General features: G+C 62.0%; 18 protein-coding genes, 2 tRNA genes and 1 pseudogene. 3 read left to right on the top strand and 18 right to left on the bottom strand.

What is annotated here, in order from left to right; translation table 11 throughout:
- Nucleotides 1–4 precede the first annotated feature (4 nt).
- The 16 genes and pseudogenes from F4X08_08770 to F4X08_08695 form a co-directional block, all read right to left on the bottom strand.
- The gene (locus tag F4X08_08770) at nt 5–397 is read right to left on the bottom strand and encodes a hypothetical protein (GenBank protein ID MYD25889.1); all 393 of its coding nucleotides are present in this window, start codon (nt 395–397) and stop codon (nt 5–7) included.
- Nucleotides 398–461: 64 nt separating this feature from the next.
- A complete protein-coding gene (locus F4X08_08765; protein ID MYD25888.1) occupies nt 462–2,681 on the bottom strand; it encodes a TonB-dependent receptor in 2,220 nt (739 codons plus the stop codon).
- Between the two features lie 54 nt (nt 2,682–2,735).
- On the bottom strand, nt 2,736–3,362 hold the full coding sequence (locus F4X08_08760) for a DUF1080 domain-containing protein (protein MYD25887.1): 627 nt from the start codon (nt 3,360–3,362) through the stop codon (nt 2,736–2,738).
- Between the two features lie 64 nt (nt 3,363–3,426).
- Nucleotides 3,427–5,481: a PQQ-binding-like beta-propeller repeat protein gene (locus tag F4X08_08755; protein ID MYD25886.1), complete on the bottom strand. Its 2,055-nt coding sequence runs from the start codon at nt 5,479–5,481 to the stop codon at nt 3,427–3,429.
- Between the two features lie 171 nt (nt 5,482–5,652).
- The gene (locus tag F4X08_08750) at nt 5,653–7,410 is read right to left on the bottom strand and encodes a hypothetical protein (GenBank protein ID MYD25885.1); all 1,758 of its coding nucleotides are present in this window, start codon (nt 7,408–7,410) and stop codon (nt 5,653–5,655) included.
- The gene (locus tag F4X08_08745; GenBank protein ID MYD25884.1) at nt 7,407–8,534 is read right to left on the bottom strand and encodes a fumarylacetoacetate hydrolase family protein; all 1,128 of its coding nucleotides are present in this window, start codon (nt 8,532–8,534) and stop codon (nt 7,407–7,409) included. Before F4X08_08745 ends, F4X08_08750 begins: the two co-directional genes overlap by 4 nt.
- A 189-nt stretch (nt 8,535–8,723) precedes the next feature.
- Nucleotides 8,724–8,798 (bottom strand) — tRNA-Pro (locus F4X08_08740).
- Between the two features lie 49 nt (nt 8,799–8,847).
- A tRNA-Pro gene (locus F4X08_08735) sits at nt 8,848–8,921 on the bottom strand.
- 47 nt (nt 8,922–8,968) lie between these two features.
- The gene (locus F4X08_08730) at nt 8,969–9,916 is read right to left on the bottom strand and encodes a phosphotransferase (protein MYD25883.1); all 948 of its coding nucleotides are present in this window, start codon (nt 9,914–9,916) and stop codon (nt 8,969–8,971) included.
- A gap of 9 nt (nt 9,917–9,925) precedes the next feature.
- The gene (locus tag F4X08_08725) at nt 9,926–11,371 is read right to left on the bottom strand and encodes a sulfatase (protein MYD25882.1); all 1,446 of its coding nucleotides are present in this window, start codon (nt 11,369–11,371) and stop codon (nt 9,926–9,928) included.
- Nucleotides 11,372–11,409: 38 nt separating this feature from the next.
- Nucleotides 11,410–12,264 carry a metallophosphoesterase family protein gene (locus F4X08_08720; protein MYD25881.1) on the bottom strand — a complete coding sequence of 285 codons (855 nt, stop codon included), beginning with the start codon at nt 12,262–12,264 and terminating at the stop codon, nt 11,410–11,412.
- Nucleotides 12,265–12,332: 68 nt separating this feature from the next.
- Nucleotides 12,333–14,528 (bottom strand): annotated as a pseudogene (locus F4X08_08715) (N,N-dimethylformamidase large subunit).
- Nucleotides 14,528–15,340, bottom strand: a complete 813-nt coding sequence (locus F4X08_08710; GenBank protein ID MYD25880.1) for a phytanoyl-CoA dioxygenase family protein — start codon at nt 15,338–15,340, stop codon at nt 14,528–14,530. The pseudogene F4X08_08715 and the gene F4X08_08710 overlap by 1 nt, the downstream one beginning before the upstream one ends.
- 115 nt (nt 15,341–15,455) lie before the next feature.
- Nucleotides 15,456–16,433 carry an LLM class flavin-dependent oxidoreductase gene (locus F4X08_08705; GenBank protein MYD25879.1) on the bottom strand — a complete coding sequence of 326 codons (978 nt, stop codon included), beginning with the start codon at nt 16,431–16,433 and terminating at the stop codon, nt 15,456–15,458.
- A 63-nt stretch (nt 16,434–16,496) separates the two neighbouring features.
- Nucleotides 16,497–18,443, bottom strand: coding sequence for a hypothetical protein (locus tag F4X08_08700; GenBank protein ID MYD25878.1), 1,947 nt, complete (start codon nt 18,441–18,443; stop codon nt 16,497–16,499).
- Between the two features lie 104 nt (nt 18,444–18,547).
- The gene (locus F4X08_08695) at nt 18,548–19,453 is read right to left on the bottom strand and encodes a sugar phosphate isomerase/epimerase (protein MYD25877.1); all 906 of its coding nucleotides are present in this window, start codon (nt 19,451–19,453) and stop codon (nt 18,548–18,550) included.
- 20 nt (nt 19,454–19,473) lie between these two features.
- Here F4X08_08695 and F4X08_08690 point away from each other — a divergent pair, with 20 nt between their 5' ends.
- From F4X08_08690 to F4X08_08680, 3 genes are all read left to right on the top strand, one after another.
- Nucleotides 19,474–20,502, top strand: coding sequence for an ABC transporter substrate-binding protein (locus F4X08_08690; protein MYD25876.1), 1,029 nt, complete (start codon nt 19,474–19,476; stop codon nt 20,500–20,502).
- 73 nt (nt 20,503–20,575) lie between these two features.
- Entirely contained in the window at nt 20,576–22,768 is a 2,193-nt protein-coding gene (locus F4X08_08685; GenBank protein MYD25875.1) for an ABC transporter ATP-binding protein, read from the top strand.
- 3 nt (nt 22,769–22,771) lie between these two features.
- Entirely contained in the window at nt 22,772–23,251 is a 480-nt protein-coding gene (locus F4X08_08680) for a DUF1854 domain-containing protein (GenBank protein MYD25874.1), read from the top strand.
- On the opposite strand, the gene F4X08_08675 is transcribed toward F4X08_08680, so the two are convergent.
- Both F4X08_08675 and F4X08_08670 read right to left on the bottom strand, forming a co-directional pair.
- Entirely contained in the window at nt 23,252–23,623 is a 372-nt protein-coding gene (locus F4X08_08675) for a hypothetical protein (GenBank protein ID MYD25873.1), read from the bottom strand.
- Nucleotides 23,624–23,714: 91 nt separating this feature from the next.
- Entirely contained in the window at nt 23,715–24,035 is a 321-nt protein-coding gene (locus F4X08_08670) for a hypothetical protein (protein MYD25872.1), read from the bottom strand.
- Nucleotides 24,036–24,055: the final 20 nt, after the last annotated feature.

The raw sequence follows: 24,055 nt of genomic DNA, 5'->3' as shown, positions 1-24,055 counted from the left end.
ACCGCTATCTGCCGTAGTAGTTTTCTAGATAGGTCAGGATGGTGTCTTCGGTCTTGCTGTCGAATGTCTTCAGGCCCTTCTCATCCTGCATCCACCGGATGGCGTCCAGCCACTCCTCGCGGTTCGCCCGGTACGAGCGGATGATCTGGGTCGGATGGCACTGCGCGCATTCCCTTTCCACGACAGGGTAGCCGTCGCCCATGATCAGCCGGGTCCGGTGATTCAGTTCCAGTCCGGTCCGGGGATCGAACATGGCCACGGGCTTGGCCGCCTCGGCCTGGGCATTGGCCAGTGCGACCTTCGCTCGTTCCGCTTCGTAGTAGATCACGCCAATCACGAGGGCATCGAGGACGATCACGAAGGCGATCTGGCCAAGAACGCGCATAAACCTATTCATGTGCGACTCCTGTGTGCGACTCCTGTGTCTTCATAGGGAACGGCTCATCCGGGCTGGCGGGATGTCATCTCGAACCCGCACCGATAGGAAGGCCGAGTCCCACGTACCACGTCCGGCCCGCGGCCGGCTCGAAGAAACGGTCCCCGAAGGCGTTGGGGACGATGGAACCATTGTAACGCGTATCGAACAGGTTGTTGACTCCGGCGAACAGGACGCCACCGACCATCTCTCCAAGGTACGTGATTCCCGCGCGCAAATCAACGAGGCCGTAGCCATCGTTGACGAAGTCGGATACGGGCTTTCCGTTCCCCGGGGCGGGCCCGTTGAAGTCGTTGGCGTAGTACTCCGCCGTCCATTGCGCATTCAACTCCACGAATGCGCCATTGCCCGGATGGGTGTAGGTGAATCCGGCGAACAGGTGGTGGGGCGGCACGCCGGGCACTTCGTTGTCCGACAACTGGTAGCGCGAGGTGCTTCCATCGACCTCCCGCTCGACTTCGAAGTCGTCGAACCTGAATTGCATGCCCGTATAGGCCAACGCCAGGTTGACCGGGGGCAGGGGAGACCAGGTCAGTTTCAGTTCGATGCCCCGGTTCCGCGTTTTGCCCGCGTTGCGGTAAAAGACCTCGTCCGTCTCCGGATTGTCGATCTGGAAGGGCAGGAGCATATTGCGTATGCCGAAGGTGAAGAGGGCCGCGTCATAGGCCAACCCGGCATCGGGCACGAATCCCTTGATACCCGCCTCGAAGCCGCGGATTCGTTCGGGCTCGAGATCGGGGTTGAAACCGCCCGCCTGCGTGGGCTGGTTGCTCAGTTCCGTGGTGGTCGGAGTCTGGAAGGCGGTGGAGAAATTGCCGTATACCGCCGTGAGCGGAGTAGGCCGGAAGGCCACGCCCAGGTGGGGACTGAACTGTGCCATGTTCCGCGTTCCCGAATCGTCGGTCCCGTCACTCAGAAACCGGTCCGTCGCCTCGTACCGGAACCGGTCGTACCGCCCGCCGGCGGTGACGGAAACATCGGGATCGGGTGACCATTCAATTTCCACGAAGGGGCCGAAGCCATCGACGCCTTCATCCTGGTCCAGCCGTTTGTCTCCGCGCGAGATTTCGTCGAAGACGCGGGCGTCGTCCAGCGTGCCTACCAGGTCTCCCGGTATGCCGCCGTTGCCGTATTCATGCCGTTCGTCGCGCTGTATCTCCAGATCCAATCCGGCCGTCATCCGGAATCCGCCGTTTCCGATCCCGCTCTCGCGGCTGTACACTCCCCGGATTCCACCGGCCTTACGGTCCAGGTCGATGATCCGGCCCGGTATGGGGTTGAACAGCGTGCGTCCCATGCCGAACACCGTGATCTCCCCCTCGGCCCCGGGCGCCTCGTAACGAAGGGACAGGCCGCCCTGGAACTGTCTGACCTCCTTGGACGCGCCCTGCCGCTGGACGAAGGCCCTCGCGCTGGCGGGGTCCGACTCGGCCGTTGCCTTGTCGAGAGAGCTTGGGTTGTACTGGTAGGGGGCATTGTAGTAATTGGCTACTGCCGTGATGATCCAGGTATCGTCGATCATCCGTTTTCCGACCGTATTGATGCCGGTCGACCGCGCGAAGGCATGGTCGCGGAACCCGTCGAACCAGAGCGTATTGAAATTGACGAGAAAACGGCTGCCGCCCGCGGTGCCGGCCGCCTTGCCCTGCATGCGTCGCAGGCCATGGGAGCCGGTGATGAAGCGGGGCGTGACTTCGAGTGGCCGGTCCGGGGCCTCTTCCGTGCGGATCTGGATGACACCGCCTGCCGCGTTGCCGTAAAGCGAGGAACTGGGACCGCGCAGTACTTCGATCTGCCCCGCCGAGGTGAGATCGAGGTTGTTGAGCTGTGACTGGCCGTCGGCCATGGTCAGCGGAATGCCGTCCAGCACCAGCTTCACCCCGCGCACGCCGAAGGACGCCCGGCTGCCCAGGCCGCGGATGCTGATCCGGTCGCCCTGGGAAACGTTGTTTCGGTTGTTTACGATGATGCCCGGAAGTCCGCGGACGCTTTCCTCCAGGGACAGCCCGGGTTCGGCGCGCTGGATCTCGTCCCGGTCCACCCGGTCCACGGCATAAGGGATGTCGAGGATCTCCCGGATGTAGCGGGTAGCGGTGACTTCAATGGGTTGAAGGACGTGATCTACGGCAACTTCGGTGGTGTCCGGAGTCGACTGCGGCCAGGCGTGGGCGGGAAGCGGATGCAGCAACGGATGCAGTAACAGATGCAGAAAGAGGACACAGCAGGCTGGGAGAATCGTTTTCATCGAGTACCGAATCGATGTGGCGGGGCGGACGACGGGCCCGCCCCGCGGTGTTCACTAATCCAATGAACGAATCTTGACGTTCTTGAACCGGATTTTGCCCTGGCCGAAGGCCTGCAGCACGACGACGCCGCTGTAATGAGAGGAATCCTGGATCTTGACGGCTTCTTCCCCGTTCAGCATGACCGTAATGTCACGTCCGTCGGCGGTGATGACCATGGTATTCCACTGGCCTTCGGTCTTCGGCGGCGGTTCGTACTTGGCCAGCGCCACGATGCTGCCGGTGGTGTAGCCCGAGCCATGGGTATCCGCGATATTGATCTCGTAGAAGGAATACTGGTTCACCCTTGCCCCGGTATCGTGCGGTCCACGGACGAAAACGCCGCTGTTATGTCCGGCGTCCTGGTTGAACTGCACGCTCAGTTCGAAATTGGTGAACTCGTCGTAGGACCCGATGTATCCCGGGCCACCCGTCGCTTCCCCTGTGAGCATGCCGTCTTCCACCGCCCAGATGGCGGTACCGCCGCGGTGGGTCCAGCCCAGGAGGGTCTGGCCGTCGAACAGCAGCTTCCAGCCCGCCTCCTGCTCCGCTTCGGTCAGCATATTGTCCTGCGCGGCCGCCGTGCCCTGCATGCAGGCCGCGATCACGGCGGCGGCCGCCAGGCTCCAGATGTAGCGTTTCATTGCGAATCTCCTGTTTTAGTCGCCAACTGCGGGATTCTCGATCCCGTTCTCCCGGTCCCGACGGCTATTCGCCTTCTTCGGCTTCGGGTTCCTCGCCCAGTTTCAACGCGATCAGTTCGGCGGCATGGCCACTGGCGCCGACGGTCATGATGAGGTATTGCACGTCATTGTGCATGTAGGTCATGGGCATGCCGCTCTGGGCCGCCGGGAGTTCGATCGACGCGACGACTTCGCCCGTCGCCTTGTCGTAGGCGTGGAGATAGGGATCTCCCCCGAAGCCCTCGCCGGCGAAGAGCAGCGTGCTCGTCACCAGGGAACCGATCCGGGTGGCCTTGCCGGTCCGGGGCAGATCGACGCCCGCCAGCTCAGGCAAGTCCTTGATGGCCTGCGGAGTATCGCCGTTCGGCGCCATCCAGACGTGATCGCCCGTGTTCATGTCGACCGCGGTGATCCGTCCCCAGGGCGGCCTGACCAGCGGGATCTGGCCGAAGACGCGCGGCGCTCTCAGGCCGGCCGAGAAGTAGTCCATGTCCGATTCTTCAGGATCCGGCGCCCGTAACGCCAGTTTAGAAATGCTGGTGTTGGACGGTATGAAATTCACGCCGGTGACCGGGTCGAGGCAGGTCATGTTCCAGTTGACCCCGCCGTTCGCGCCCGGGATCTGGATCGTGCCGATGGTACCGTCCGGCGCTTCCGCGAGCGAAGGCGGCTGGTAAAGCGGTCCGTACCGGTGGTTGGCCATCAGGTTGATCGCCTCCTGGCGCACCTCCGGGGTGAAGTCCACCAGGTCGTCCTGGCTGATACCCTGGTGTTCCCAGGGGGCAGGCTTCACGGGTATTGGCTGCGTAGGTGAAGCCCGGTCGCCCGGTACGTCCGTCGCGGGGACGTCGGTCTCGGGCATGTCCCAGATAGGTTCGCCGGTGACCCGGTCGAAGACGTAGGAATAGCCCTGCTTGGTGTTCTGGATCACGATCTTGCGCGGCTCGCCGTCGATGGTCACGTCGGCCAGGATAGGCGCGGCGGGATTGTCATAGTCCCAGATGTCGTGATGGACGATCTGGAAATGCCAGATCTTCTCGCCCGTCGTATAATCCACGGCCACCAGGCTGTTCGCGTACAGGTTGTCACCCAGGCGATGCCCGCCGTAATAGTCGTTCGTCGGCGCCTCTACGGGCAGATAGGCATAGCCCAGTTCGGTGTCGGCGGAGATGGAGGTCCACACGCCGGCGTTCCCAGTATAGGATCTCGAATTCTGCTCCCAGGTCTCCGCGCCTTCCTCGCCATCGTCCGGAATGACCTTGAACTTCCAGAGGACCGCACCGGTGCGCGCGTCGTAGGCTACGACGTCACCCGGCGAGTTGGTCATCGATCGGGGCCGGAATCCCGCGGCGAGGGCCGGCGGAACGAGGATGATGTCCCCCACGACCGTCGCGGGAGACGTGTTGGCCAGGTTGCCGACGGGCGTGACGTTTTCCGCGTTGCGCCAGCCTTCCATCATGTCGACTACGCCGTTGTTGCCGAATTCGGCCACCGGGATGCCCGATTGGGCGTCGAGGGCCACAAGGTAGAAGCCCCGGGTGATCAGGATGACCCGGTTGTCGCCCTGTCCGTCGGTCCAGAACGAGACGCCGCGCCCGGAATTTCGCCGAGGAGCCGTTGCCCAGCGTTCTTCGTCCTCCACGGGGCGGTAGGTCCACATCGTCTCGCCGGTTTCAGGCTCGATGGCCATGGCGCTGCGCCGTGTACCTGCCGTGGAATAAAGCATGCCCCCCACGTAGATAGGCACCGGTTGGGCATAGTATTCGGGACGTGGGCCGAAATTGTCCTGCTTCCATCGCCAGGCTACCTCGAGGCGGTCCACATTGTCCGCGTTGATCTGGTCCAGCGGGGAATAGCGCGTGTAGGCCAGGTCGCGGCCCAGCATGCGCCATTCGCTATCAGGCTGCTCCACCGGGATAATCTTTCCCGGCGCCCTTTGTGCCGCGGGTTCGCAGGATGCTAATACCGTGATCGCCATGGCCAGCGCGATCACCGGCGGCGTCCATCGAAACAAGGGGGAAAATCTACTCATCACACGCTGCCTCCCATGATGCAGGTTGAATGGTGCTGCGAATCGCATGCACAAAACCGTTTAGACACAGAGATGTCACGGACCTGGGTGAGGATTCAAGCCCGTATTCCCTGTATACAAAACAGGCGATCTGATATTGAAAAGTTTCGCAAATATCTGACCAATGTAGTGTCTCGCATTTTTGATGTAAAGCCCTTTGTGGATAACCCTGACCATGGTCTAGTTCCCGCGTGGCCAGGGCGTCTCGGGTGGACCGAGATGCGGTTCGCCCAGCACGGGGGTCGACAGGCAGTAGAAGCCGTGATTGGTAAACAACCAGACCAGGTTGCGGTCGTATTCGACGTAAATGCCGTGGGTCAGGTTGCCAAGGGCATATTCCGGGGTGCGGGACGGGTCGAATTTCGGTACGAAGTAGGCGGTGATCTTCGGATCGGAAAGGTCGGAGACATCGAACACCTGCACGCCGGCGTTGTAGAAGGCATAGAGGAGGATGTCCTCCTTCGGCGTTCCGGGTTGGGTGTAATAGCCGCTTCGCTTCGGCCCGAAACTTCCGCGTCGCTGCACGAAATCCGTGAACGGCGCATCCGCGGGCGGCACCGGCCTGGGCAGCGTACCGAGCAGTCCGGGAATGTCGGGATCACTCACGTCGATCATGAAGATGTCCTTGTAGGGCTCCCAGCCGTCTTCGTTCAAAGGGTAGCCGGAATAGTAGACCACACCGGTTTTTTCCACCTGCGTCACGTTGATGTAGTCGCCTTCCGTGCCCGCGACGCTGGGCGGGAAGTTGAGGTGTCCCAGCGCCTTGATATCGGTCGGGTCAGAGATGTCCAGCATGTAGAACCCCAGGCCGCCCATGGCGGCATAACCGTACCTCCCGCCTTCCTCCACGGGCCTGGCCATGAAAATCGACATGCGCGCGCCGAACCAGGAGGTCCGGTTTCCCGCGCGGGGATTGGCCAGGTAGGCGGCCTCGTCGTCGGGATCTCCCAGCTTCTGGCCCGGCACGTTGAACTGGCTGAGAAACAGGGGATCGGCCGGGTCGGTCATGTCCCACGCCTGGTAGCCGGCCGAGTACAGGTCGCTCGGGTATTCCGTAAGCGCGTATTCCGCGCTGGGCGCCGCGGCGACGAACATGTACCTGCCGCCGTGCCAGGCCGGGATGTCCCGCACGCCGGAGCCCTGTTGCTGTCCGATCGGCGCGTCCGGGTGCTCGTAGTCGGTGGTTCGCTCGGCGATCAAGGTCCAGTCATCCGGCAGGGGCCCGTTCATCTCGTATACCTTGAACCCTTTGAGATGATTGGCATTTCGAATGGCCTTCACCTTTTCCGGTTCCGCGCGCTTGTCGCTCAGTACGCCGAAGCGCCGGATCTCGAAGGCCTGCACCATGATGTACTTGCCCAGATCCTCGTTCCACTGGATGGACGCGGCGCCGAACATGTCACCTTCGCCATAGGGATTGACCTCCTCGCCGGGCCCGTCTCCGGTCCATGTGCTGCCCTTTTCGTGCACGACCTTCAGGTCCTTCGGATCGGTGATATCGTAGATTTTCAGGGCGCGCCGGACGTACTGGTACATGTACCTTCGGCCGTCGAAGTCCACGATGTTCTGCCAGGTATGGAAGGGTTCGACGGTAATCGGGTAGTAGGCCTCTACGGTCATGGCCTTCGCGTACTCGTTCGTATCCCAGTAGTCCAGCTGGCCTTCGAAGGGTTTGGACTCATGCTGATGCGGCGTGACCGTGGGATAGACGAACCGGCCGGTTTCCGGGTCCATTCCGTAGCTCGCGGGATCGGGTTCAGGGGGCGTACGATCCTCCGCCAGCGCGTCGGTGCGAAGGACGTAGTCGTCCGTTATGGTGGATTGGAGCGGGGATTCGACTACCGGAGCAGAATCGCCCTCCGCTGAATCGTCCTCTGGTGAAGATCCGCAGCCTGCGGCGATCGCTCCGCTCAGGAGCGCGGCAACAAGGGTCTTCATGGCTTGGCTTCCATGGGTGTGACGAGCCGGCCGATACCCTCGATCTCCATTTCCACCACGTCGCCCGGCTGGAGGTATTCGGGCGGATTCCGGGCGCGGCCCACGCCGTCCGGCGTGCCCGTGGCGATCACGTCGCCCGGATAGAGGGTCTGGACGGAGGTCAAATACCGGATCATGTGCGCTTCATCGTAGATCATGTAGCTGGTGTTGCTGTCCTGCTTGATTACGCCGTTGACCCAGGTCTTTATTTCGAGATCGTCATGTTGGATGAACTCCTTGGGCACGATGTAGGGCCCGAATGGGGCGGCGCGGTCGCTGCTCTTGCCATTGAACCAGTTCGGACCGGGGAACATGCGGTTGATCGGCTTTAGTCCTGCGCCGCCCCTGCGACTGACGTCGAACACGATGCTGTAACCGAAGACATAGTCGTGGGCGTTTTCGAGGGTCAGGTCCAGGGCCGGTCTGCCGATGATGATGGCCAGTTCGACTTCCCAGTCGATGTTCACGTCCTTCGGCACGTAGTAGGGTTCGCCCGGATCGATGATGGTGGATCTTGGCGACTTGGCGAAGAAATAGGGTTCTTCGGCGTCCACGTCCACTTCAACGGCGGTGAAACCCGCGCCTCCGATGGCCGATTCCTCCATCTCGTCCGCGTGGGCCCGGTAGTTTGCCGCGGCCGCCAGCAGGTTGTAGGGATACTTGATCGGCGCTTTGAATGAGACGTTCTCCGGATCGAATACAAAGGGCAGGTCCGGGTTCGACAGGCGGTTATCCGCTCCCATGTAGTTCGCGATCGTGTACATGCGGTTGGAAACGGCGTCGTACTGCTCGATCAGCGCGCGCATTTCCTTGGGAATGGATACCACGGGCAATCCAAGCTGGCGGGTGACATAAGCATTCGCCTCATGCAGGTCCATCAGCCTTACCTGGTCCGCTTCGCCCGCCTGGTCCGCCCGGACCGCCATGCCGATGCGGATCGTTCCCGTGGCCTCGAAGGTGGCGAGCTTGAAGGGCGTGTCCGGCTGGTCCGATACCTGGGACCGGGCCGTGCCCGGTGTGATCATCCATAGCGCGGCGCCTATGAACAGGACGACGGCCGGCAGAAATCGTATCCGGTACGACATGGCGGTATCCTCCTCGATGACCGGTCGATCAGGGCGCGTTCGTATCTCAGGGACGAGATTGCGCCAGATCGCGATATTACGGATTCGGCGACCTGCCGGAGCGTCCGGCCGGGAAGTCGCGGGGTAACGGGGTACGGAAGCGAACAGGTAGGATGGCTATGCTGAATTTCTGTTGTTTGAGAAATCGGATCGGGGCGGGGAGATTTGAACTCCCGACCTCCTGCTCCCGAAGCAGGCGCGCTGACCGGGCTGCGCTACGCCCCGATATATGACCGATCAAGGGGCAAGGGCCCGGTGGGCTGCCTTGCCGGAATCGGGGCGACTGGATTTGAACCAGCGACCACCAGCCCCCCATGCTGGTGCGCTACCTGACTGCGCTACGCCCCGAAAACTTCGGCGTATAATGTACGTGGAGGAGGGGCTTCGGGCAAGTGCTATTTTTTCGGTTGATGCGTGCCCCGGCACGTTCCAATGCGGCTGCGGGCCTGCTCGACGAACCACTGATGGTCGGCGCGTATCAGGGATTCGTCCCGTTCCTCCGTGGCGAGAAAGTCAAGTTTGTTCACTACGCGAAACGCTGTATAGACATCCCACCAGGGAAGGCATCCGGTGTCCACAGGATTCAGGGTTTCGTAGTGGTGGGTGAAGGTATCCATGATTTCGGCGCCGAAGAGCATCAGGATCTCGAACCGGGCGTTCGAAACGTCGAAGAGCGGGTCCCCCCGCCGGGTGTCCTCCCAGTCGATGACCGCCGTGAGATGTCCATCCTGCCAGAGGGTATTCCCCGGCCAGTAGTCGCCGTGCAGGACAACCGGCGTATTGCTGCGGGGAAGCGGCCAGCACGGCGCGAGCATTTCGATCAGTTCGCGTTCGCCCGCGGTAACGCCGGGAGCATCCGGCGGCCTCCCGACCGCCGAAGCGCATTCATCCTCCAACCGCAGAAGAAAGGAAATATCCCGGCCGGCCGTGTCCATCCGGTGTATCCTGGCCAGTTCCCGGGCCATCTGCATCACGTACTCCGCCGGATCGCTGGGCTTCAGATCGGTAACCCCCTCGGCATATTCCAGCACAAGGGAGGGCGTGGGAAAAAGGGGATCCGTTGCGTCCAGATAGACCGGGGCGGGCGTGGCCAGCCCCGCGGCGTGGGTCAGTTGCAGCACGCGGAACTCATCCGCGGCCACGTTCGGGTTCTGCTGGAGGTCCACCTCGCCGTGCAACCGGTGAATGAGCTTTCTCGACGTACCGTCTCCGGCTTCGATTTCCAGGACGGTCACATCGGCCGAGTAGCCGCCGGGCAGGCTGCGATGGTGCTTCAGCCTGGCGTGCGGATCGAATCGATGGACGAGCTTTTCAAATCGGGTATAATCGTCGACCGCTTCCATGGGCGTTCCCTATTCCCCGGGGTAGTCTATGGCCCATTTACCCTCGAGGTTCCCGCTTCCGCCCGCCTTGCTCCAGAGGGCGGTCACCTCTTCCGGAGCGTGGTGATCCGCCAGGTGAGCCAGGAACAGGTTGTGCAGGTCATCCAGGACAGCCTCGTTGCCGGTGGCGATGTTCTGCTGGGCCAGACGGTCCTTCTGCAGGTCGTAGAGCTCGGGTCGTCCGTCTGCTCCGACGGGTGCGTAGCCCCAACGGTCCGTAACGAGGAAGGGCGTCGTGGCGCGCCGGGGCAGGCCGCCCGACGGTTCCGCGATATTGCAGGCGCTGACCGCGTACTCGCGATGGGTAGTCCGGCCTTCCAGCACGGCCTCGGCGCAGGAGATCCCGTCGAAGGGTTTCGGCGGGTCGACCGATACGCCGGCCAGGTCGCAGAGACTCGGGAAAAGGTCGATCGTCTGCGTAATCAGGGGGAGTTGCGCACCGCGGGGCACGTCGCCACCGGCCAGCATCAGCATGACGTGGCCGATCTCCGGGTAGATGGGCCAGAAACTCCCGTCGTCCTCTTCGATGTTGGACTTGCCGGTCCGGTCGTGTTCGCCGATGGACATGCCGTGGTCCGACATGACGGTCACGATGGTATCGTCCCAGAGACCCAGGTCGTCGATCTTCTGCAGGACCTGGCCGATATGGCGGTCCACCAGTTCCGTCTCCGCCGCATAATGGGCCCACAGGTTATGCAGTTCCTCCGGCGTGTAGGCCGACGACGGTCCGTAGTTCGGGTGCAGCATGGGCGGCCCCGTGTAATCGGGGTCGTAACGCCGCACCATGTATTCCGGCGGGTCCCAGGGTTCGTGGGGATCGAAGAAGTCCACCCACAGGAAGAACGGGGAGGACTCGTCGTTTTCTTCGAGCCAGCGAACGGCGGTCTGCGCGGTCCGGGCGGAGAAGACGTCGGATTCGTAACGATAATAGTGGTTGATCCAGCGGTGCTGGTTGACGAGTGTATGGCCCCGATAGCGCGGGTGCACGCGGGTTTTGTCGTCCTGGACGACGCGTTTTATGGGGTCGTTGAGGTGGAGCAGCGGCCTGTCGCCCTCCTGGCCCCGGTTCTGGTACGCCGCGTCGAAGCCGTCGGTGAAGCGGGCCTTGAACAGGTGGGGACAGTCGCAGATCAACTGCGTGGCGTAACCCTGTTCGCCGAGCATCCTGCCCGCATGGTTGGGTCCGCTCAAATCGATGGGTTGCCAGCCGTAATGGGGCCAACCGGTGACCCCCGTCGCGAAATCGGTGCGATGGGGGATCGTGGGGAAACTGCCCATGTGGGCCTTTGTGATCTCCGTCGCCCGTTCCGCGGCGAAACGGTCGAGTTCCGGCGTTCGCACGGGCCGCTCCGCACGGTTTCCCAGGTTGTCGTGGCGGAAGGTATCCGTAATGAGTACGACGATGTTCTTCGGCATCACAGTCCTTTCATGAATGGGGATGGCGATCTACGCGTTCAGCCGTCGATCATGCAGTCTTCCAGGTAACGGTCCACCGACGCCTTCAGCGAAATCTCACCGCCCATCACCCGCTCTTCGTAGGCGCGGTACCAACCCGGAATAAGGGACCGGGCCTTGCGGAACTCGGCGAGGATGAGCCTGGCGAAATCTCCGCTGTCCTCCAGGTAGCCGGATTCGTGAAAGCGCGCGATCGCCCGTTCGCGGTCGTATTCGAGCCGGATGATCTCCGCCTTCCACGCACCGGCCTCGCACGTCATCTGAGCGTAAGCCGCGCGGGGGTCCCGGTCGAATGGCGCGCCCACCGCGCCCACGTTGACGACCAGGGCATCGTCCACGGTCCGGATCAGGGGCCGGTGCGTGTGCCCCACCACCAGCACCTTCGGCGCCGGAGCGATTTTCTCGCGCAGCGATGCTTCGGTATCATCGGGGAAGATCCCTTTGCGGTCTCCCAGCATGGATGCGTGCACCATGCGGAATTCGTTCCCCGCCTCATCGGTCATGGACCACTGAAAGGGCAGCGCTTCGAGGCGTTCGACCAGGCAGTCCGTGCCGGCCAGTTGATCGTACGTCCACTTCGCATGCCGGATGATCTCGAATTCAGGACCGCGGTCGGGCAGGTTTCCCCTTCCGTACTTCAGCACGTACCGTTCGTGGTTCCCATAGATCATGCCCCAGTCTTCCGCCAGGGCACGGGTCACAACGCGTTCAGTGCACTCACGGGGCTTCGGCCCCCGGTTGATGATGTCGCCCGCGCACAGTACCCTGTCGGGACGCCAGCGGTCGATATGATCCAGGACGGTTTCCAGCGCGTCCAGGTTGCTGTGTACGTCGGCGAAAACGGCGATCTTCATGGTTATCGGGACTGTCCGGGCTGTCCGGATCGACCGGACCGACCAGGCCGACCTGTGGGATCGGCGGCCAGGAACCGGCGCAGCACGTTGGACACAATCCTGGAAATGTCGTTGTCGGCATCGTTATACAGCAGGCTGCCGCAGAAAGTGATGGATCCCGTGGAGAAAAGCTGGCTGCCGGAATCTGAGCGCTGATACACCATATCCGCCCGGACCAGTTTGTCGATTGGTTCACCAGACCAGGTCGTGATGTGGGTAAGCAGCTCTTCGGGTACGGGAATGAAGGATCCGTGGTGGTCTTCGGAACTGGCGATGACGCGAGTGTTTTCGGGAGTGCCCAGCCGGTAGTCGGCCCGGTCGAGTTCGAACCCGGCGGCGCCGTTTCCGCTGAACCCGTAATCGCCCACGGTCTCGCTCTTCACCCCCTCGAAGATCCATGCGGTCTCCGGGTTGGCACGGGCGTTCGGATCGATGCGATAGTACGATCCATGGAAATTGCCCTGGGCCGAAAACCCCACGCCGGCGAGCTGCTGCGGGGGACGGTTGTTCCTGCGCCAGAGTCCGCCGTAACCGCCGTCGAAGGCCTGGAAGTACTCGCCCGGTTCGGCCGCCCAGGCCCGTATGCCGCCTTCGTTCCGGCGGATTTCGAGCGTCCCGTCGCCCTCCGGGTGGACGGCAATGCGCCAGTAGAACCCGTTCCCCCCCAGGTACATGAAGTGGCCGCCCTGTTCCCGGAACTGCCGCAGGGCGTCGAGCGTGCGCGGCGTATGGTACTCCGGATGGGAACCCGTGGTTACGGCTCGATAGCCTTTAATCGCATCGACACCGTCATCATGCAGTTCCTGGTCGGTGACGATGTCGAAGGGGATGCCCTGTTTCTCGAGCCACGCGTAAAGGTGGGTGTCCGCCTGCAGATGCCTTAGCCCCGAGCAGTCTCCTTCCGTGGCGCCGAAAGTGATGTAGCCCGGGCGGAGCGAGAACAGGGGGCGTTTGTGACTGGCATGGCAGATGCCGCTCCCGTCCCGGTGAAAGTTGTAGGTGGAAAGCCCGTATTCAGGGTGAATGGCGGGATTCCAGGGATAGGCGTTCCATTCGCCAATCCGCTCGAGCCATGAAGGATGGAAATTCGGACGGGCGTGATTGCCGTATACGGTATAGGTGAAGGTGGACGCAAGGACGCAGAGATCCGCCGTCGGCCCGCCCCGCGGCGCGCAAACGTAGAACGGCATCATGTCCTCGTGTTCGCCGCACCGGATGCGGGCCGCGTAGAGTCCCGATGGCATGCCGTCCGGGATTTTGAAGGTGAAATCCGTCTCCCAGCCGAAGTCGTAGATGTCGTCGTCGTGGAAGTGGATGGCGCCGTACTGTTCCGGTGCGTGCTTCCAGGACATTTCCTCGCCGGTCCACCGGGAACCGGTCATGGCACGGGCCGGCATGTTGACCAGGCGGCCGTGCAGGCCCTTCGGCCCTACATCCACGATCTGCGTCGAACCCGTGTCCCGGGCGAAGTCCCACAGGGCCCACGCGCCTCGATGGCCTTTGACGTCGTATTCCTGGTGGTCGGTTTCTTCCACCGGGATGTCGACGAGGGAAGGCGCTTCGATCTTGCCATTGAAATGGCCGTGAACGGGATCGCCGTCCTGTCCACCGATGATGATCCGGGCCAGGTCGCCCACGGGAACGGGGCCGACGGCCTCAACCGTGATATTGGACGGTCCGGGAGGTGCGTGGGTTGCCCGGAACCCCACACTCACCGTCCCGCTTCCGGCATCGTAGCTCGCCCACACCCGGTACCATTGCCGGGTCTTGATCGGCTCGCTTCGACAGGTAACACGGGTCACCTGGTTCGTCGATGAACGGACGAAGGCGGTCAAGGCGCCCCGGTCCAGGCAGAGACTGAGCGCCGGCTTCCGTCCACTGGTGCCGCAACTGACGATGCCCTGGTCCGCATTCCCTGGGGTCGTGGGCCATATCGTGGCGGTGAGGGTAAGGCCGCTGTCCGGGCGGAAGCGGCCGTCAAGGGGGATGACGGCGTGGGAGCCGGGGTGGAAGGGCTGGGACCTGGAGGGGAATTCACCCCCGAAGGGCAGGCCGGCTTCCTCCAGTTGTAACCCGGGACCGACGGGATTGGGGTCGGCGCATATCACGCGAACGAGGCTAGCCCGATAGGGTTTCGCGGCCGCGCTGCTGACCTTGAAGGCGATCTCGTCGCCGGGCCGGCCGGACAACCGGTCGGTGTAACCCAGCAGGGGAATGTCGGCCATCAGTTACCCGGGAGCAGTTCGTCGCCTTCTCGCCGTTCGCGGTACCCGCAGACCATAAGACCCGGCCGCCCGAAGCTCTGGCCGTACTCCTGCCGGTTGTCCGGGTTCCGGTAGCCCATGCGCACGAGCCTGCGGGGCCGTTTCGTCTGGTTGATGTAGGAACCGTGCACGGTGTCGATGCAGAAGATGACCACGTCGCCGGCCCGGGCCGGTACGGCCACCGTGTCTTCCAGCTTGAACTCGTCGGTCGGCAGATGGGGCGCGCAGGGACCTTCTTCCGATTCGGTGATGTGCTGCAGGTGACCGGATTTGTGGGACCCCGCGAGGAAGCGGATCTCGCCGTTTTCGTGACAGGTGTCGTCCAGGTGCACGAGGACGTCGATGTACCGGCCGTCGTGATGGCCGTAGAAGGGGTTGTCCTGGTGAAGGGGAAAGGGATGTCCGGTCTGGGGCGGCTTGATGTGCAGCGTGGTGTGGTGCAACTCCACGTTCGGCCCCAGCAGCTGCGAAAGGGCCTCCACCAGCCGCGGGTTTGCGACGGCGCGCGACCAGGCCTGGGAATAGAAATGGAGATCGTGCATGGCCGTCAGTTTAGATTTGGCCTCCGTCTCCGGATCCATGTAGGCCAGGCGCCAGGGACCGTTCCATCCCGGGCTCGTGAACGCCCAGTCCTCGACGAGCCGGTCCATCTGATCCGACAATTCGGCCGTCTCTTCCGGCGTGAATACCTCCGGGATGTGGAGAAACCCGTTTTCCCGGTAGAACGCGATCTGCTCGTCGCTCAGCACGGTTTGTTCCATGACCATGGTCATGTCATATGCTCCTTGTTTCGGTTATTGCGTGCAGGGAATGGAGGCCATCTCAATGTATTCGTTTTGTATCCTGCAGGCAATCCTATTTGCAGCGATCTACCTGAATTGAAGCGATCTATCGGTACACATCGGCCAGAAGTTCGTAGGACCGCAGCCGGGCTTTGAAATCGTGGGTGATCGTCACGGCCATGACCTCTTCGGCTCCGAACTGGCCGGCAAGCCGGTCGATGGTGTCCCGGACCTGGTCCGGACTGCCCACGGCCGCAAGGCGGAACTTGTCTTCCAGAAAGGCTGTTTCGGCTTCACTGAACCGGTGCTTTTCCGCTTCCTCCACCGTAGGCACGACGTAGCTGGGCTTGCCCGAAGCGAAGCGAGCGAAGAGCAGATCGCGGCTCAACGACAGACGTTGGGCCTCCGCCTCGGTATCGGCACAGATAACGTTGATCGCGATGCAGGCCTCGGGCTGCGGCGTCTGGGTGGAGGGCTCGAAGTAGTGCCGGTAGAATTCGAGGATGCGCGGGTCGATGTTGCTGTTGATGAAGAGGGCGAAATTGTAGGGCAGGCCCAACCGGGCGGCGAGCATCGCGCTTTCCGGACTGGATCCGAGCATCCATACGGGGGGAGGAGACTGGATGGGCGGTGTGACCCGAGGCTCGAAATCCCTGTTCTGCAGGATCTCCAACAGTTGGGCGACAAGTTCGGGGAACTGCTCGAACCGGGGTCCCGCGCCCGGGGCCAGCATACGGGCGGTCTTCATGTCTCCGCCTGGCGCGCGTCCAACCCCCAGGTCGACCCGGTCCGGATAGAGATTCGTGAGCACGGCGAAACTCTCGGCGACTTTGAAGGGGCTGTAGTATGGCAGCATGACGCCCCCGGAACCGATCCGCATGTCCTCCGTGGTGGCCCCGATAGCGGCGAGCAGCACTTCGGGCGAACTGCCGGCCAGGCAATGGGCGTTGTGGTGCTCGGACACCCAGAAGCGCCGGTAGCCCAGCCGTTCGGCCTCCCTGGCCATGGTCAGGGTCTCCTGGAAGGCCTGCACGGCCGTTACCCCATCACGTATGGGAGACTGGTCGAGAATGGAAAGTTTCATGAGGAATCATCTGCTCCTTACGCTTTGAACTATGGGTGGTCTGTACCGCTTCCAGTCGCTCCGCTACCATCCGTCCACGACGTGTCCCGCGCCAGGGAACCATGCCGCGTCCACCAGGAAGGTCAGAAAAACCCCCAGGGCGTATCCGGCGATAATGCCGATAAACAGAGGCTGGCCCTTGCGATAGAGTGATACGCCGCCGAGCCGGAGGACAGCGGATTTGATGATCCATACGATCAGGATGGAAAGGAAAGCCATATCCGCCGCGTAGGTGGTGACGATCCCGAACCCCACGGGATGAAGGGGCCAGAAGTGAAGCCGGTGATGGGCCCAGATCAGGAATACCGAGATCAGGACGCCGCTCATTACCATGGTCAACTGGGATTGCGTCATGGCCTGCGGATTCGTAAGAAAAGTCTCCAATTGCGTCCAGTAACCTTTCGCCCCTGACTCGAAACCGCCTGCCTTGAGCTGGGACGCGCCCATGTCATACCCCAGGTAGAGCGTGTACAACAGGGCTGTCATGAATCCAATGGCCAGCGAAAGCGCAATGGCGCCGAACACCCCCTTGCCCACGCCACCGATTACGTCGCCCACCTTGGCGGCGTGCGCCATGGAACACATGCCGAGTGTCCTCCAGTTTCGGGTGAAGGTCTGGCACAGCCACATCCCCGCGATGGTCCGGGCGTTGATGTGCTCCGATCCGACGAACCTGAGCGTGATTTCGTTGGCGCTGTTGTAGGGCAGGTCCAGGGATGCCAGGCCGGTCTCGGCCACTACGCGGGTTACGCCAATATACAGGACCAACAGGACGAACATCATGAGCGCTACTACCCAGAGCGTCATGCCCGCGCTCCACAGGAGGAAAACCATGTAAATCGAACCGCCGGAGAAAGATAGTACGGCCGTACGGTATGAGAAGAACTCCCGTGAATCATCGATTTCAGGCGCTCTTCCCAGGGCTTTCCGGATCACGTCGCGGATATGCCTTCGCGCCATCCACAGCCCGAACAGCACGAAGACCAGAAAGCCGGACAGGTGCTGGAAATGCATCATTTCCTGCGGACCCGGCACGCCGACGCGGGTCATCACGCCCTGCTGCACAATGCGGATGAGGTAGAACAGCCAGACGCTGAGCAAAACTTCCACCCGCGTGAAGTAGGCCACCCCGATCAGCAGGAAGTTGACGCGCACCTGGATTGGATGGAAGGCCTCGTACAGGGTCAGAGGAAAGGCGTGTCCTGCGCCGAGGGGTACTGCGGGCATGAGGTCGAAGAAGCTGAACATGTTCCAGATCATGATGACCAGCGTGGTACCGAACCCCCACCAGAACATGGGTACACGGGCAATCCTGGGCAGGAGGGCCCGATCCTCGGCGCCGTCTATCAGCGCCAGAGGCACCTGGGCCAACGGAAAGGCCAGCCGTTCGTGTTCAACCCACTGCTTCCGGAGCATGACCATGATCGAAGCGCCGACCATGAACAGGGCGATGTAGAACGTCACCCACCAGAACATGGGTACGAACCAGATCTGCCAGCGTATGTTCCGCGTGGAATAAACGCCCTCGTAGAACTGGTTCAACCCACCCAGGTGGTTCGGGACCACCAGCCAGGACGGAAGATAGTCGAGGAACAGTTCCGCCCACCGGTTCTCGGGCGTTGCGTGATAGAACGGACCGCTGATGATCGATATCGCGTAATTGCTGAAGGCCCAGCCCGGTATGACGGAAGCCGTGAAGACCAGGAAGAAGATCACGACGAGTTCCTGGCTGTTGAACGGACGGCTGAAGCCGGTGATTTTCAGACATGGATTCACCATGAGGACCATCAGAAGGAAGGGCAGCAGCGCCGCCACCGGCAGGTGGGTGACCGTAATGAATGAGCCGCGCGTTACGAATTCGGAGGCGAGCGACCAGATGGTCAACAGGATGGTGAAGACGCAACCGATCACCACAGCCCGGAGGGTGAGACCGGCGGAAACGGGCCGTGCCACGTGAGGTGCAGGAGACAATTCCTGGTCGGACTGTGGCAATGTGGCTGTGGACATGATCGTAGGCGGATAGGCGCGAGGGATGAACGTGATGTCCGTTACGGCATGAACCGGTCAGTTACGAATCACGCGTTTTCTACGCATGCCCGAAGCTTTGCCAGTCCTATTTGTGCCGTGGCCACCGGCCCTTCGGCCCAGTAGGCGGGATTGAACAGCTCGAGTGACAGCATGCCCCGGTATTCCTGCCGTTCCAGGCTGGCGACGATCTCGTCCCAGGGCGCTACGCCGTCTCCGGGATAGACCCGGTGCTCGTCTTCGATGTACGTACGGGGCGGGACTGTGGGATAGTCGTTCACGTGGACCAGGCCCAGGCGACCGGGATCGAGGTAGTCCATCCCGTGCTGGTGCCCGCTACCCTTGTACATGTGAAAGATGTCGGTCAGCAGCCTGGTGTCACGCACCCCGCTTTCGGCGGCCACGAGCAGGGCTTCTCCTACTGTTCCCAGCGTCCGGGACACGCCCCAGAACTCCAGCAGGGGTTTCGGGGAGAAATCCGATACGGCGTCCGTCAGTTCGGCGAATCTCCGGGCGACGGAAAATAGGTCGACTTCGCGGTCGTGGATCCCCTTCGGGGCCGTGGCTACGAAAGGGCAATCCAGCACCTGTGCCATTTCGAAGCACCGCCGCGCCTCTTCCAAACCAAAGGCGTGGCGGTCGGCCTCGGGCACTGCCCATTCGAAAAAGGCGATCAGGTTCACGATCCGGATATCCCGGCCGGCAGCGTGGTCCTGCAGTTGCGTCAGCGTACCGCCCCCTTCGATCCAGGCATCGATTTCCTCCACCCAGGGTTCGATTCCGTCATATCCGGCGTCGGCCGCGATATCCACGTATTCCAGCACGGAAACACCGGGCGACCGGATCGTACTCGTATTGAGGCAGTAGTCAAAGCGTCCCATCGTAAGCTTCCCTCCGAAAGACCGCCGTCTGAACCGATTCGGGTCGAGCATGGAAGGTACGACGGCTATGTTCATTTGCGTGGTTCAGGCTTCGAATCAATTTAGTGCGTATTACAAAAAAAAGTACCGTTTTAACCGTCTTCGTCTATATTGTATACCGCTGTAAACCGTATCCTGCTCCCGTGACATCCGGAACGAATGTGAGGTACGTTTCGCGCTTCCCAAGGTTTGTTTTTCTCCTTAGTTTCCTGCTGATTCCCAGGGTGGCTGCCGGTCAGGTGACAGAAACGGATGTCATCGGTTCCGCCGTGACCCTTCAGGGTACTCCGGAGCGAATCATATCGCTTATACCAAGCAACACGGAACTGCTTTTCGCAGTGGGCGCGGGAAGTTCGGTCGTGGGGGTCACGAACTACTGCGATTATCCGCCGGAAGCCAGGGAAATCGAGAAGATCGGCGACGTCACGACAATGAGTCTCGAGAAAATCGTGGCGCTCGATCCTGATCTCGTACTGGCTTCAAAGGGAAACGCCAGAGAACTGGTATACAGCCTGAAAGCACTGGATGTTCCGGTGTTCGTCCTCGACCCCCAGTCGATCGAGGACGTGCTCGATGCGATCGGTACGGTGGGCAGGCTTGTCGGTCGTGAGGAATTGGCACGCGAGCTTTCCGAAGGTTACCGTCAGCGGCTGGCCACGGTCGCGGAGCGGATCGGCGGCCTGACCGAAAGCGAGCGTCCCACGATTTTCGTCGGCAGCCCCTTCCGGGACGAGAACTGGACCCCCGGACCTGAAACGTTTACTTCGGCGGTGATTCAACGGGCCGGCGGTCGGAACGTGGCCGACGACCTGGCGCCGGGTACGTGGGCGGTGTACAACCTGGAGCACATCGTTTCCAAGGATCCGCAGGTCCTCCTTTCCACGCTGGGCGAAGGACAGGACGCAGAGGAAGTCCGGGCGAGATACCTGGAAAGGGCGAAGTCGCTGAAAGGCTGGCAGGGCCTGGACGCCGTGCGTAACGAACGCGTCGTCCTGATTCCCGAAAACTGGCTGCTTCGACCCGCACCCAGGCTCTTCCTCGCGATCGAGAACCTGGCTGCCGCATTGCATCCGAACCTGTTCTGATTTCACTAGCTGATCCCCGGTCGATCCCTGGCTGAAGATAAGGAACGACACTGAACCCGAACGCGCCGCTCCCATGCCCCTGATCAACACGATACCCTCCGAACTGACCCGTCTGATCCCGTCCGGCCTGCCTGCAGGCGAGGACAAGGCTGACCTTCTCTTTGCCTGCAAGACGGACCTGGCGCCGGACGGCCGGATCGATGAATCGATGCTGGCCGTGACCAGGCGGCACCTGGTGGTTGCAACCCGGTCCGACGGGGCGTGGACGCTGACCCACACCCTGTCCCTGGAGGAGATCACCGGCCTGACCGTGGAACCCTTGGTCGGCGCGAGCGCGCTCATGGCCGAGGTGGACGGGAGGAGCGTCCGGCTGCTCCGGTACACCCATGCCGTGGCGCAGGACATGACCGACGCCGTCGAATCCCTGTTGCACCTGATCGGCCCCGATGGAAGTGCGGATCTCACGGAGCCCGTTGCCGAGGAAACGGTCCCGGACTGGTCGAGCCGCGAGGCCCACCTGCGCACGTTCCGGCGCCTGTGGTCTTTCTGCCTGCCCCACTGGAAAACGCTGGTCGTCGCCATGGTGGTCACGATCGTCGCGTCGGCCATCGACCTGCTGCCCCCGTACCTGACCATGATCCTCGTCGACCAGGTCCTGGTGGACCAGAGCATGTACATCTGGCTTCCTTCGATCGTGGCGCTCCTGGCCGTTTCCCGGATCGTGCATACCGGGGTGACCATCATAAGCGGGAGAATGATGGCCGTGCTGGGCGACCGGCTGGCCTTCGACGCGCGGTCCGAACTGCTGAACGTACTGCAGCTCCTGCCCCTCAAGTACTACGACATGCAGCAGACGGGGGGCCTCATGGCCCGCATCGCCCGGGACGCCAAGTCGATCCACTACTTCTGGATCGATTTCGCGCCGCAGGTGGTCCAGCAGGGGCTGCTCGTGATCGGCATGACCGCGGTGCTGTTCTACCTCAACTGGGAACTGGCGCTCCTCGTCCTGATCCCCATTCCCGCCATCATCTTCGCCTCGATCCATATCAAGCGGTACCTGATGTGGTTTTACGGCAGGTCGTGGGACAGCTGGGCGACCTTCTTCGAACAGGTGAACGACGCGCTGGCCGGCATCCGGGTCGTGAAGATCTTCGCCCAGGAGAAACGGCAGAGCCAGGAAATGCACTTCGAGAACGAGAAGGTGTTCACGGCCGAACGCAACATCCATGTCCGTTCGCGCACGGTGCGCCCGCTGCTCGCATTCCTCGTGTCCGTGGGCGGACTGCTGGTATGGTGGTACGGCGGGCTGCAGGTGCAGGCGGTGGAAATGACCATCGGCATGCTCATGGCCTTCTTCCTCTACCTGGCCATGTTCTACAGTCCCGTGCAGCAGCTCACGAGCATGGCCGACTGGATTCCGGAGATGATGACGGCGATCACCCGGACCTTCGAGGTCATCGACAGTCCTATCGAGGAATACACACCGACCGATTTCGTGGATGTACCCCGATTCGAAGGACGCCTGGAGTTGCAGGACGTCAACTTCGGCTACGTGGCGCACCAACCGGTGCTCAAGGGGATCAACCTGCACGTCGAACCGGGCGAGATGATCGGACTCGTGGGGCACTCGGGCGCCGGGAAGTCCACCTTGATCAAGCTGATGTGCCGGTTCTACGACGTGGACGGCGGGCGGATCCTGATCGATGGAACCGATGTGCGCCGGATGGACCTGACGCAACTGCGGAGCCAGATCGGTTACGTGGAGCAGGACCCCTTCCTGTTCGCCGGTTCCGTGGCCGACAATATCCGCTTCGGCAACCAGGAAGCGTCCCGGGAGGAGATCATCGAGGCCGCTATCAACGCGAACGCCCACGAGTTCATCGTCAAACTGCCCGACGGCTACGATACGCCCGTCGGGGAACGGGGCGGCAGGCTTTCCGGCGGGGAGCGCCAGCGGGTCGCGATCGCCCGGGCCATCCTGCACGATCCGAGGATCCTGATTCTCGACGAACCCACGTCGGCCCTCGACCTGGAAACGGAGAAGAAGATCCAGGAAGCCCTGGGGCGGCTCATGGAGGGCCGCACGACGCTCGCCATCGCCCATCGCCTGTCCACCCTGAGAGACGCCGACCGCCTGCTCGTCCTGAAGAACGGTGAGCCGGTGGAACTGGGTACCCACGAGGAACTGCTGGACCGGCAGGGCGAGTATTACCGCCTGGTCCAATTGCACACCAACGTCTCGAGCATCGTGGGCGTGGAGGGGTAATAGATGTCCTTTCTCGATCCAACCGCCGTTCACCTCGAGCGGCGGGACGACCAGCCGCCCACCCTGTCCATCGCGGGCGACCTGTTCTTCAGCGTCAAGATACGACAGGCTTTTCCGCTCTCGCAGGAGAGCCGGTACGTCACCTTCTTCGACCAGGAAGACGAATACCTGGGCATTCTGGCCGACCCGGGAGCTTGCGACGAGGAAACCGGTCGCATCATCCGCGATGAGATCGAATGGCGCTATTTCCGCCCGAGGATAACGCGCATCGTGGAGATGGAGGGGCGGGGAGGGACATCGCTGTTCTCCGTGGAGACGGATCGCGGCGACGTGAAGATCCCGATGCGGGACCTGAGGGAAGGCATGATGGAACTGGCGCCCGGCCGTATCCTGATCACGGACGAGAACGGCAACCGGTACGAGATCCCCGACCTCGACCGGTTGGACCGGCGCAGCAGACGCCTGATTCGCCGTCTGATTTGACTAGTTCAACAGGATCGGTGCGATCTTCGCATAGGCCGTCTTGAACCCAAGCACGGCCAGATAGATCCCCACGCCCAGCAAGACGATCAGGATCGTGCCGATGGCGACCAGGAGCGGTTTGCTTGCGGCGAACCGGACCTTGAGTTGCTCTACTTTGGCGTAGATGTCCGGATACTTCTTCTCCAGGCGGGTCAACATGCGCTGGGCGAAGGCGTAGCGCGTGGACAGGATCGTCAGCCCGATGACGATGAACAGCACGCCCTGCAGCAGCGGCAGGAACAGGCCCAGGACCCCGATGACGAGAAAGGTCCATCCGAATACGTCCTGGGCTATGCGTAGAAGTGGTTTGCGTGCTATCTGTTCGTTTCCAATCTTTTAGCGGTAGATCCTGGTCTGGTAACGGTACGTCCGGTCCGTTGACGGTACATTCAGTCTGTCGACGATACGTCCAGCCGCATGTAAATCAATCCAGAAACGCGAGGGCTTCCCGCATTTCGTCCAGGTCCTTGGCGTCACCCTGGCGTTCCGCTACGACGATCCCCTGCTCGTAACACCTGCGGGCTTCATCATCGCGGTCCAGCTGTTCGTAAACACGGCCGGCCTGGTGATAGCCCGCCGTGTAGTCCGGCGATGCCGCCATAAGCCGTTCGAGGATTTCGGCGGCCTTTTCGAGCCGGTTCGAACTCACGTATTCCAGCGCGATCGCGTATTGAATGAAGGGATCGCCGGGATCCTTACTGGCGAGCAGCTCAAGTTGTTCGAGGCGCGAGTTCATGCCGTGCATCCTCCGCGAATCGGTGTATC

The sequence above is a fragment of the Gemmatimonadota bacterium genome (assembly GCA_009841265.1).
In the GTDB taxonomy this organism is placed as follows: domain Bacteria; phylum JAAXHH01; class JAAXHH01; order JAAXHH01; family JAAXHH01; genus JAAXHH01.
The sequence above is the reverse complement of the archived record's forward strand: the minus strand, read 5'-3'. Positions and strand labels throughout refer to the sequence as shown.

Bases quoted from the DNA above. Each gene is read 5' to 3' on its own strand.
- F4X08_08695 (MYD25877.1), bottom strand. From the start codon at position 19,453: ATGAACATAGCCGTCGTACCTTCCATGCTCGACCCGAATCGGTTCAGA.
- F4X08_08765 (MYD25888.1), bottom strand. From the start codon at position 2,681: ATGAAAACGATTCTCCCAGCCTGCTGTGTCCTCTTTCTGCATCTGTTA.
- F4X08_08750 (MYD25885.1), bottom strand. From the start codon at position 7,410: ATGAAGACCCTTGTTGCCGCGCTCCTGAGCGGAGCGATCGCCGCAGGC.
- F4X08_08725 (MYD25882.1), bottom strand. From the start codon at position 11,371: ATGCCGAAGAACATCGTCGTACTCATTACGGATACCTTCCGCCACGAC.
- F4X08_08770 (MYD25889.1), bottom strand. From the start codon at position 397: ATGAATAGGTTTATGCGCGTTCTTGGCCAGATCGCCTTCGTGATCGTC.
- F4X08_08760 (MYD25887.1), bottom strand. From the start codon at position 3,362: ATGAAACGCTACATCTGGAGCCTGGCGGCCGCCGCCGTGATCGCGGCC.
- F4X08_08730 (MYD25883.1), bottom strand. From the start codon at position 9,916: ATGGAAGCGGTCGACGATTATACCCGATTTGAAAAGCTCGTCCATCGA.
- F4X08_08710 (MYD25880.1), bottom strand. From the start codon at position 15,340: ATGACCATGGTCATGGAACAAACCGTGCTGAGCGACGAGCAGATCGCG.
- F4X08_08705 (MYD25879.1), bottom strand. From the start codon at position 16,433: ATGAAACTTTCCATTCTCGACCAGTCTCCCATACGTGATGGGGTAACG.
- F4X08_08755 (MYD25886.1), bottom strand. From the start codon at position 5,481: ATGCGATTCGCAGCACCATTCAACCTGCATCATGGGAGGCAGCGTGTG.
- F4X08_08680 (MYD25874.1), top strand. From the start codon at position 22,772: ATGTCCTTTCTCGATCCAACCGCCGTTCACCTCGAGCGGCGGGACGAC.
- F4X08_08745 (MYD25884.1), bottom strand. From the start codon at position 8,534: ATGTCGTACCGGATACGATTTCTGCCGGCCGTCGTCCTGTTCATAGGC.
- F4X08_08720 (MYD25881.1), bottom strand. From the start codon at position 12,264: ATGAAGATCGCCGTTTTCGCCGACGTACACAGCAACCTGGACGCGCTG.
- F4X08_08670 (MYD25872.1), bottom strand. From the start codon at position 24,035: ATGCACGGCATGAACTCGCGCCTCGAACAACTTGAGCTGCTCGCCAGT.
- F4X08_08685 (MYD25875.1), top strand. From the start codon at position 20,576: ATGCCCCTGATCAACACGATACCCTCCGAACTGACCCGTCTGATCCCG.